This window comes from Sphingomonas sp. GW821-FHT03E12 (genome assembly GCF_059420685.1).
Window position 1 is genome coordinate 118,860 of sequence record NZ_JBWKUF010000007.1, and the last position, 9,224, is coordinate 128,083.

The window sequence follows — 9,224 nt, forward strand, 5'->3', positions numbered from 1 at the left end:
AAAGTCTCAAGCGGCAGAAAGTTACCGTTTTGCGGACATCTGGGCCGCCCCCGCCCAACAACAGGCAAGGGCAAACAAGGCGGCGAAAAACGGCGTTCTGAGTGGGTAATCGACCACGCTGGCAAAGAAGATCAGCGCAATAATGATGAGGCCGGTTCGCGCCAGGAGCGTGAATTCGTCACGCCCCCCTTTCGGCCACACCGAACGCAGCAACTGACGCGACACCCAGACGAGGAAGGCAGCGAGAATAAGGATCGCGGGCAATCCCCCCGTGATCGCGAGCTCGAGCAGCTCGTTATGCGCATGATTGAAATAGGTTGGGCGGAGTACCGCATCGGTCTCATATCCGCGGAAGACCAGATCGAATGCGCCGAACCCGGTCCCGAACGGCATGAAATCCTTGAGCACCTGCAATGTTATGGGAAGGAGACGCCAGCGCAGGTCCTGCCCCAGTTCCTGCGTCGCCAGCCGCTCCAGCGCAACGGCGCGCCCCAGCGACAGGGCCAGGACCACAAGGATGACGGGCACCAGAATCAGCGCTGCAATCTGCAACAGGCGCCAGCGCCGGTCCTTGGAGAAACGGATCCGGCCAGGCGCAAGCAGGACTGCGAAGACAATGCCCGCAACGCCGAGCAGCAGGCCCGCGCGCGATCCGGTCACGACGATCATGGGAATGAGGAAAAGCGCCAATGCGATCGCGAGCATATTCCGGGTATGCCGGCTGGCCTTGGGCGGGCGCGGAAGCAACGTCCAGAGGCGCAGCAGCGGAAATCCAATCGCCAGAAGCAAGGCCTGATGATTGCGATTGGCGAAAATCCCCACAGCGGACCCTTCATTGGTCAGCTGGTAGAGATATGCGGGGCCAGAACCCGTCGATACCTGCGCAACACCGAGCAGCGCGCTGCCACCGATGATCAGCAACAGCATCGGCACGCTGAGCAGGCGCCCGGAAGGATCGATCGCCGCCCAACCGAGCAGAATAACGAGAGCCGGCATAAGCGCGAGAAGCCCGGCCAGCGCCCGGTCGGTCGAAAGCGCGATCGGCCGCCAAGGCTGCGGAACGCCCGCGATCGTCGCCAGCTCCGCATATTGGCCGTGCCCGGGCAATAGCGTCCAAAGAGCAGGCGGCAGCGGGATCAGCTGGATCACCATCCAGCCGGCGAAACAACCCAGCAACAGCAGGAGCGGCCGCACCTGCCGCAGATAGGGCAGATATCCGCCCGCCAGCAGGAGGCAGATGGCCAGGATGGCGGCCGGGCGGACATAGAGCAAGGACGGCACGTCGATACGGGACGAACCGCCGCCCAGGGTGCAGACCACCATGAACAGGACAAGGATGACCAGCGGGAAGCGCGGCACTCCGGACACCAGCCCCGCCCCACCGCCGCCGGTCGCATTGCGCGAAGCCGCGCCAGCCCAGCCGTGAAGTCTTGCGCTCATGATGCGGATCCAATTGCTTGCACCAGCGACAGGAGATGCGCCTGGCCAATCGAGTGAAGCTCTTCGCCGCGGCGACCGGCAACGCTCGTGTAATCGGCCAGCACCGACCTGTCGATCGCCCAGGCCCGCAAGAGCGGCAAGGCTTCATCGACGAAGTTCGCATCGCGCGGAACACACATGCCAGCCCCCTCTCCCATGTCGGAAGTGATGCAACTGCGGGCAATCGTCAACACCGGTACACCGCTGGCGAGCGCCTCGAGCACGGCACGCGGCTGCGCCTCGTTGAAGTAACGCGACGGGAAGAGAAACACGTCGAGACCTTCGAGAAACCTGGCCTTGTCCTCGTCGCTGAGCGGCCCGAGATAGCTGAACGCATCGCCCAGATCCTGCTCCGCCTGCCGGATCAGGTCGAGCGGCCGCTGATCCGGCGCACGTCCTGCGATGACGAGTTCGACATCCAGGCCTTCCGCCCGTGCAGCGCGCACCAGGTCGATCGAGGTATCGACCCCCTTCTCGACGATGAGGTTGCTCAAGAAGCCAAGCCTCAGGCGCCCGCCCTGCCGTGGTGCGCGCGGGCTTGGCGGCAAGAGCGCCGCGCTCGACAGTTCGAACGTCCTGTTGATGACATAATGGGCCTTGAGACCATCCGCCATCGCCTGACACAGGACGATGTGGACCCCCGACCGCGCGAGAATACGCGACAATATCGCCATCATCGCGGTCGGACGGTCAATATAGGCGAAGGAGTGATGGTGCAGGAATACGCGATAGCCGAGCAACGTGCCGGTGAAGGCGACGGCGATGTTATACAGCATGCCCGCACCGCCATCCGCGGTCATATAGAGCGTGGCGGGCCGGCTGCGGGCCTTCGCGATCAAAAGCCCCACAGCTTTCAACGCCCGCCAGATACGAACCCCATGCCGGGCAACGCCGGTCGCACGCCCGGGCGACACATTCGCCACGGTGACGTCGAGCTTCCCCTTGAAAAACTCAAGAATGCCTGCGGTCGTCGCTGCGGCACCGTGAAGCGGCGGCGGAACTGGGGCGACGACGATCACTTTGGGCAGCAACTCGACCGCTTCTCCAACCAACTATATTCACCTTCTTACCGCCCGGTTCCCGCCCGCCTAACACAGCCCCCGGCGTCCGGAAAGATGCGATAATCTGGCAGAAAAATGGGCGCGGGAGTTTCTTGACAACGCTCAACCCGCGTTACAGATGAGCCTTCCCCTAGGGCGGACTCACTCAGCATGATGCTTGTAACTGGCGCTGCCGGCTTCATCGGAAGCCATCTAGTCGATCGACTACTCGCAGCGGGAAATCAGGTCGTCGGTATCGACAACTATCTCCGCGGTACGCGGACGAATCTGGCCAACGCCCTGGCGCATCCGGGCTTCACGATGATCGAATCCGATCTGGATGATCGCCAGGCCGTAATCGAGCGGGTTGATGCGGTGCTGACCGGCCTTGGCAAGCCGCTCGATATCGTTTGGCACATGGCGGCCAATTCGGACATCGCGGCCGGCGTTGCCGACCCGCGCGTCGATCTTCGCGACACCTTCATGACGACGTTCGAGACGCTTGCCCTGATGCAGCGCCACGGCGGGCGGAAGATCGTCTTCGCATCGACATCCGCCGTCTATGGCGAAAGCGATGAGCCGTTGCGCGAGACGCTCGGGCCGCTTCTGCCGATTTCGGCCTATGGCGCGATGAAGCTCGCGGCCGAAGCGGCGATCAGTGCCGCGGTAGAAAGCACGCTGGATCAGGCGTGGATTTGCCGTTTTCCGAACGTGATCGGCAGCCGGGGTACGCATGGCGTGATCTACGATCTCGTCAACAAACTCCTCAAGGATCCGCAAGAGCTTGAGGTGCTGGGCGACGGCAATCAGCGCAAACCCTATCTGCACGTCACCGAGCTGGTCGATGCGATGATCTTCATTCAGAAGAACGCGGCCGAACGCCGCGGCGTCTACAATATCGGCCCCGAGGACCATGGCGCCGAGGTGAAGTTCATCGCGGCAGCGGTGATCGATGCGTCGGAAACCGGCGCCCGCATCCGCTACACCGGGGGCGACCGCGGCTGGGTGGGCGACGTGCCACGGTTCGAATATTCGGTGGAAAAGCTGGCAGCCCTTGGCTGGCGGCCGGAAAGCAGCTCGCAGCAGGCCGTGCTGCGGGCGGCGCAGGAGATCGTCGAAGAACGCGGCCTGCGATGCAAGTCCTGATCCTTGCCGGCGGCGCCGGTACGCGGCTCGCCGAGGTTACCGGCAATCTGCCTAAGGCGCTGGTCGATGTCGCCGGGACGCCGCTGCTGGGGCGCCAGCTCGAGATGATCGCGGCGCAGGGATTCCGCGAGGTGATCGTGCTTGCCGGCCATCGTGCGACGCCGGAAGCCGCGTCGCGGGTCGACCAGATCGCCGCCTATTGCGGGGACGGTTCGGCATGGGGCCTCAGCATCCGCTGCGCGGAAGAGCCCGGCGCGCTCGGCACGGCCGGTGCCGTTCGCCACATCATCGCCGATCTCCAGCCGCGCTTTCTGATCCTCTATGGCGATACGGTGATGGACGTGGACCTGCACCGCATCATCGCGGCGCACGACAGGTCTGGAGCGGCTGCGACACTCCTCGTCCATCCCAATGATCATCCGCACGATTCCGACCTTGTCGAGCTTGACCGTGACGATTGGGTCAAAGCCTTTCACCCGAAGCCGCATCCCGAGGGGTCGGAATTCCGCAACCTGGCCAATGCGGCCCTCTATGTGATCGAGCGGGACGCGTTCGCCCGAGCCGACCAGCTTCCGCCAAAGCCCGATTTCGGCAACCATGTGCTGCCGCGCATGCTCGAGATGGGCATGTCGCTGATGGGCTATAAGAGCCCGGAATATATCAAGGATGCCGGCACGCCCCACCGGGTCGAGAAGGTTCGGCGGGATCTGCTGATCGGAAAGGTCGCGGAACGATCGTTTCGGGCCCGGGCGGCAGCGGTGTTCCTGGATCGGGATGGCGTGTTGAACGTCGAGCGCGGCCTGATTTCCAACCCCGACGACCTCAGCCTGACCCCGGGGGCAAGCGCGGCAGTGCGCCGGCTGAACGACAGCATCTTCCGCGCAATCTGCATAACCAACCAGCCGGTGGTCGCACGTGGCGACGTGACCTGGGACGGACTCGATGCGATCCACGCCCGGCTCGACATGCTGCTGGGGCAGGACGGCGCCTTTCTGGACGATCTCTACTTCTGCCCGCATCACCCGGACAGCGGCTTTCCCGGCGAGGTGCCCGAACTGAAGTTCCGCTGCGATTGCCGCAAACCTGCAACAGCGCTCGTCGATAGAGCGATCGAAGACTATCACCTGGATCGCTCCCAATGCTGGTTTGTCGGAGACCGCACCGCGGACATCGAGCTGGCACGCCGGGCGGGTCTCAAGTCGATCCTGGTGCAGACCGGTCATGCCGGTCAGGATGGAATGTTCGACGCACCGCCAGACTATGTCGTCGCAGATTTGGCCGCGGCGGTCGAAATTGTCATGCAGCAGGTCCCGGGCGCGTCATACGCCGACCGGCCCGTCAACGGATAGCGATCATGATCATAAGCAAGACGCCGATGCGATTGAGCTTCGCCGGGGGCGGCAGCGATCTGCCCGCCTATTTTCAGGAAGCCGGTGGCGCAGTCGTTTCGACGGCGATCGACAAATATGTCTTTCTCTGCGTCAACCGCGCATTCGACGATACGATCCGCATTTCCTACTCCAAGACCGAAGAGGTCAAACAGGTCGATCTGATCGAGCACCGGCTCGTACGGGCGATTCTGCAGAAGCTCGACATCGCCAACGGGGTCGAGATCGCGTCCATCGCCGACATACCGTCGCGCGGATCCGGGCTTGGTTCGTCGAGCGCCTTCACCGTCGGGCTGCTGCATGCACTGCACGCCTTCAAGGGCGAGTACCGCACGAAGGAAGAGCTCGCGCGCGAAGCCTGCGAGATCGAAATCGACATCTGCGGCGAGCCGATCGGCAAGCAGGATCAATATGGCGCAGCAGTCGGCGGGTTGAAGCTGATCCGCTTCCATCCGGACGGTTCGGTCGATGTGGAACCGATCACCATGCCGGGCAATTCGTCGACCCATCTCGAGCAATCGATGATGATGTTCTACACCGGCGTGGTTCGTTCAGCGTCGAAGATCCTCAGCGACCAGTCGAAGAATGTCGCGACCAGCGCCGACAAGCGTGCCAGCACCAAACGCATGGTCGAGATGGCCTATGAGCTGCAGGCGGAGCTTTCGCGGGGCCATTTCGAAGCGGTCGGGGAATCGATGCACGAGGGCTGGTTGCTGAAGAAGACGCTTGCGGCAGGCGTATCGACGCCGTTGCTTGATCAGGCCTATGACGCAGCGCGTGGCGCTGGCGCGACCGGCGGCAAGCTCCTTGGCGCAGGCGGCGGAGGCTTTCTGGTGTTCACAGTGCCCGAGAACAAGCGCGACGCCGTTCGCAAGGCGCTGCTGCCGATGCAGGAAATCCAGTTCGGCATCGACCGCAACGGAACGAATATCGTATTCCATCAGTGATACGCAGGGAACCGGCATGACTTACTTTCCGGAACGAGTTTACGATGCCGCGGGCGAGCTCGGCACAGCCTATTTCGATTTGCTGGCACGCGGGACCCAGACCGTCGATCGCGGTGCACTTGACGCAGCGGGGGCGTTGCTGGCGGAACGCGCGCAGCAGGGCCGGACGATCTTCTCGTGCGGGAATGGCGGTTCGGCGGCGATCTCGAACCACCTGGTCTGCGATTGCATGAAGGGCGCCCGAGCGGGCAGCACGATCAAGCCCAAGGTGCACAGCCTCTCGGCAACCGTCGAACTGCTGACCGCGATCGTCAACGATATCGGATCGGACGAGATGTTCTCGTTTCAGCTCGAATCGCTTGGCAGCCCTGGCGACGTGCTGATCGCGATCAGTTCCTCCGGGGCGTCACCGAACATCATCCGCGCGCTCCGGCAGGCCAAGGAATGCGGCATGGCGACGATCGCCATGACCGGCTTCAGCGGCGGCGAGGCATCCAAGATCGCCGATGTCTCGCTGCATGTGGCCATCGACAATTATGGCGTCGTCGAGGATATTCATCAGTCCCTTATGCACATCCTGGCGCAATATCTGCGGGTCAGTCATTTTGAGGATGTGCAGGCGCTGGGTACCGTCAAATTCTGAAGGTCAAATTCTGAAGAACGCCATGGTCCTGCCCGGCCGCCGGACAGGACCCTCCAGCCGCGCATAGCCGGCACGGAGCGCGTGCCGGCCCACCCTATTTAAGCGCGCCCTCTAAGCGCCATCAACATGCGCTGCCCGTTTCGGCAGCGTCCCGCAGCGCCGTTCATCGGGCATGGGGACGGAGCTCGACTGCCGCCCCGATGCACGCTCTTCCGTTCAATCCGCGCCGGGCTTTTGCGCCTGCACGGCGATTTCCACGATCCCGTCATCGACAAAGCGGTCATGGGATTCGACCTGCTTGAACATCGGATCATCCGAATCGCCAAACTCGACCCGGCGGATGTCGCGAAAACCCGCTTCCAGCAGCACGGATTCGATCGAGAGCGCATCCCACATCCAGAGATGCGCCGCATTCCCGATGGACCGGCGCAGAACCCCGAGAAGGCCGCGCGGCCGGGTTTCCATCCCCAGATAGGTCGAACGCATGAAATCGTCGCTCGCGCCTGCATCGCCCTGCGCCAGGGCATCCAGATAGCGCGCAGCGCGCGCCTGCAGATCCGGAACAATGAGCCGCAGCTTGCCACCGGGCTTCAGCAGGTCGAAGCAGTTCGCCAATGCAGCGGTCATATCCTCGCGCGAGAGATGCTCGAGGACGTGCGAGGCATAGATCGCATCCGCCGAACCGGGGGCCAGCGGCAGTCCGCTGATGATATCGCCATAGCGCACCTCAGGCGGAAAGGGTGTCGCGTTGCCGGCCATCCGTCCCAGCCGTTTCCCGATGACCGGCAAACGCTCGATTCGCAGGGTCGGTGAAGAATCGAAATTCAGCCAGCCTTCCCCGGCCGTGAAACCGCAGCCGATTTGTACGTGCGCCATGCCCCTGCTCTCGCTTTCCTACAGCATCTCTTGAGATCGTTTCAGCAGCTGCCCAGCCACGATCGGCTGGACACCGTTCGCTCGCTAAAACGCGTTCTTGTGAACAATCACCCCGAAGGTGAGGATGATGATCCGGATGTCCTTCCAGATGGACCAGTCATTCAGATATTCGAGGTCCGCCTGCAATCGATCCGTCAGGTCGCTTTCCCGCAGCGTCGCACCGCGATAGCCGCGAATCTGGGCGAGCCCCGTCAGCCCCGGCTTCGCCGCATGGCGGTGCCAGTAGCGTCCGTCGATCTCCCAGAACAATTTGTCTTCCGCCCTTGAACCGAGCGGGTGAGGACGGGGTCCGACGATGCTCATATCCCCAAGCAGAACGTTGAAGAGCTGGGGAAGCTCGTCGATGCTCGTGCTCCGGATGAAGCGACCGATGGGCGTGACCCGGGCGTCGTCCCGGCTGGTCGACGTGCCCCCGGCCTGGTCCAGCACGTCGGTCCGCATGCTGCGGAACTTGAGCATTCTGAACAGCCTGTTGCCCTGCCCGATACGCGTCTGGATGAACAATACCGGCCCGGGGCTGTCGATCTTGATCCAGATCGCGACAATCGCGAGCAGGGGCAGAAGGACGATGATGGCTGCGGAGGCCAGCAAGAGATCAAACGCGCGCTTTACGAACGCATCCGACCGCGAAAGCGGGCCGTCGGCGACGACAACCGTCGGACAACCGTCCCAATATTCCAGTCCCAGCGGCGCGAGATCCCGCAATTCCGGGACCAAAATCTCGCTCTTGATCCCGGCCCCCTTGAGGATGCGGACCCATGCCTGCCGCTTCTCCAGCGCACAACTCACGATCACACGGTCGGAAGCCGCCAGCACACGCGCGAGGCGATCGAACATCGCCGGCGTATCTTCAACAGGATCAGGTTCACCCCGTGCCGAAATCACCAGCGAGAAGCCGGTCTCGTCAAGGATGAACGAGCGATCGGTAATCAACGTCACACTGTACAGACTGTCGCTGAGCAACCGCCTGGCGTTGGTCAGGAACATGTATCTGAACGCAAGCAGCAGCATGGCGCTGAGGGTCGATCCCAGCGCCAGCGTACCTCTGGAATAGATCTCGCTCGTCTTCAGGTAGAATGCCGCCAGCACGATCGTTCCGGCCGCAATCACGAACGCCCGGAATGCGCGCTGGACGCCAAGACCGGGCCTCGAAATGACGATACTGTCATACGCGTGCGTATGCAGCGCGATCGCGATATAGATCGGCGTCAGAATTACCGAGATGACGAGCCACTGCTGCAGCGGCGAACCCGGCTCGTAGATAATGCCAGCGACGAAGAACGCACCGACGATGCTGAACAGATCGACGGTAAGCAGCGCAGCATAGAGACGAAAGCGCAGTGCCGCCCTGCTTGACTGTCTGGGCGGTCCATCTGCTGCGGCGCTAAGCGGGGCAGCGCGGATTGTGCCGAATTCAAGCATCAAAGAAGCGCCTCGCTAATGCCACCCTCCGCCCCTAATAGCGCGGGCACCATAGTCCACCAGAAAATATTGAACTGCCTGGGCAGCCGTCCGCTCCAGAAAAATTCGGCAAGCCGCCCTCAATGCGAGATATCACGCAATCATTTCTTGCCGATGCCGACGAGTGTGAAGCCGGCGCGTTGTGCTTCGGGGGCGGGATAGATGTTGCGCAGGTCGATCATCA

At 62.7% G+C, this 9,224-nt stretch carries 8 protein-coding genes; 4 read left to right on the forward strand and 4 right to left on the reverse strand.

Going from position 1 to position 9,224, the window contains the following annotated elements; translation table 11 throughout:
- Positions 1-21 precede the first annotated feature (21 nt).
- Positions 22-1,440 carry an O-antigen ligase family protein gene (locus tag AC07TU_RS19670; RefSeq protein ID WP_495189629.1) on the reverse strand — a complete coding sequence of 473 codons (1,419 nt, stop codon included), beginning with the start codon at positions 1,438-1,440 and terminating at the stop codon, positions 22-24.
- Entirely contained in the window at positions 1,437-2,531 is a 1,095-nt protein-coding gene (locus AC07TU_RS19675) for a glycosyltransferase family 4 protein (protein ID WP_495189630.1), read from the reverse strand. The genes AC07TU_RS19670 and AC07TU_RS19675 overlap by 4 nt, the downstream gene beginning before the upstream one ends.
- Before the next feature lie 159 nt (positions 2,532-2,690).
- Here AC07TU_RS19675 and AC07TU_RS19680 point away from each other — a divergent pair, with 159 nt between their 5' ends.
- From AC07TU_RS19680 to AC07TU_RS19695, 4 genes are read left to right on the forward strand one after another with little or no spacing between them, the layout of a single operon-like run.
- Complete coding sequence (locus tag AC07TU_RS19680) at positions 2,691-3,665, forward strand: SDR family NAD(P)-dependent oxidoreductase (RefSeq protein WP_495189631.1); 975 nt, start codon at positions 2,691-2,693, stop codon at positions 3,663-3,665.
- Positions 3,653-5,014: an HAD-IIIA family hydrolase gene (locus AC07TU_RS19685; protein ID WP_495189632.1), complete on the forward strand. Its 1,362-nt coding sequence runs from the start codon at positions 3,653-3,655 to the stop codon at positions 5,012-5,014. Before AC07TU_RS19680 ends, AC07TU_RS19685 begins: the two co-directional genes overlap by 13 nt.
- A gap of 5 nt (positions 5,015-5,019) precedes the next feature.
- A complete protein-coding gene (locus AC07TU_RS19690; protein WP_495189633.1) occupies positions 5,020-6,000 on the forward strand; it encodes a GHMP family kinase ATP-binding protein in 981 nt (326 codons plus the stop codon).
- Positions 6,001-6,016: 16 nt separating this feature from the next.
- On the forward strand, positions 6,017-6,643 hold the full coding sequence (locus AC07TU_RS19695; protein ID WP_495189634.1) for a D-sedoheptulose-7-phosphate isomerase: 627 nt from the start codon (positions 6,017-6,019) through the stop codon (positions 6,641-6,643).
- Between the two features lie 216 nt (positions 6,644-6,859).
- Here the strand turns inward: AC07TU_RS19695 and AC07TU_RS19700 are convergent, their stop codons facing one another.
- Together AC07TU_RS19700 and AC07TU_RS19705 are read right to left on the reverse strand one after the other, a co-directional pair.
- Positions 6,860-7,519, reverse strand: a complete 660-nt coding sequence (locus tag AC07TU_RS19700) for a class I SAM-dependent methyltransferase (RefSeq protein ID WP_495189635.1) — start codon at positions 7,517-7,519, stop codon at positions 6,860-6,862.
- 84 nt (positions 7,520-7,603) lie between these two features.
- The gene (locus AC07TU_RS19705; protein WP_495189636.1) at positions 7,604-9,001 is read right to left on the reverse strand and encodes an exopolysaccharide biosynthesis polyprenyl glycosylphosphotransferase; all 1,398 of its coding nucleotides are present in this window, start codon (positions 8,999-9,001) and stop codon (positions 7,604-7,606) included.
- Between the last annotated feature and the right edge of the window lie 223 nt (positions 9,002-9,224).

What these genes read in the sequence shown, in the direction of transcription:
- AC07TU_RS19670 (WP_495189629.1), bottom strand. Translation starts at nt 1,440, where the DNA reads ATGAGCGCAAGACTTCACGGCTGGGCTGGCGCGGCTTCGCGCAATGCG.
- AC07TU_RS19680 (WP_495189631.1), top strand. Translation starts at nt 2,691, where the DNA reads ATGATGCTTGTAACTGGCGCTGCCGGCTTCATCGGAAGCCATCTAGTC.
- AC07TU_RS19685 (WP_495189632.1), top strand. Translation starts at nt 3,653, where the DNA reads ATGCAAGTCCTGATCCTTGCCGGCGGCGCCGGTACGCGGCTCGCCGAG.
- AC07TU_RS19690 (WP_495189633.1), top strand. Translation starts at nt 5,020, where the DNA reads ATGATCATAAGCAAGACGCCGATGCGATTGAGCTTCGCCGGGGGCGGC.
- AC07TU_RS19695 (WP_495189634.1), top strand. Translation starts at nt 6,017, where the DNA reads ATGACTTACTTTCCGGAACGAGTTTACGATGCCGCGGGCGAGCTCGGC.
- AC07TU_RS19700 (WP_495189635.1), bottom strand. Translation starts at nt 7,519, where the DNA reads ATGGCGCACGTACAAATCGGCTGCGGTTTCACGGCCGGGGAAGGCTGG.
- AC07TU_RS19705 (WP_495189636.1), bottom strand. Translation starts at nt 9,001, where the DNA reads ATGCTTGAATTCGGCACAATCCGCGCTGCCCCGCTTAGCGCCGCAGCA.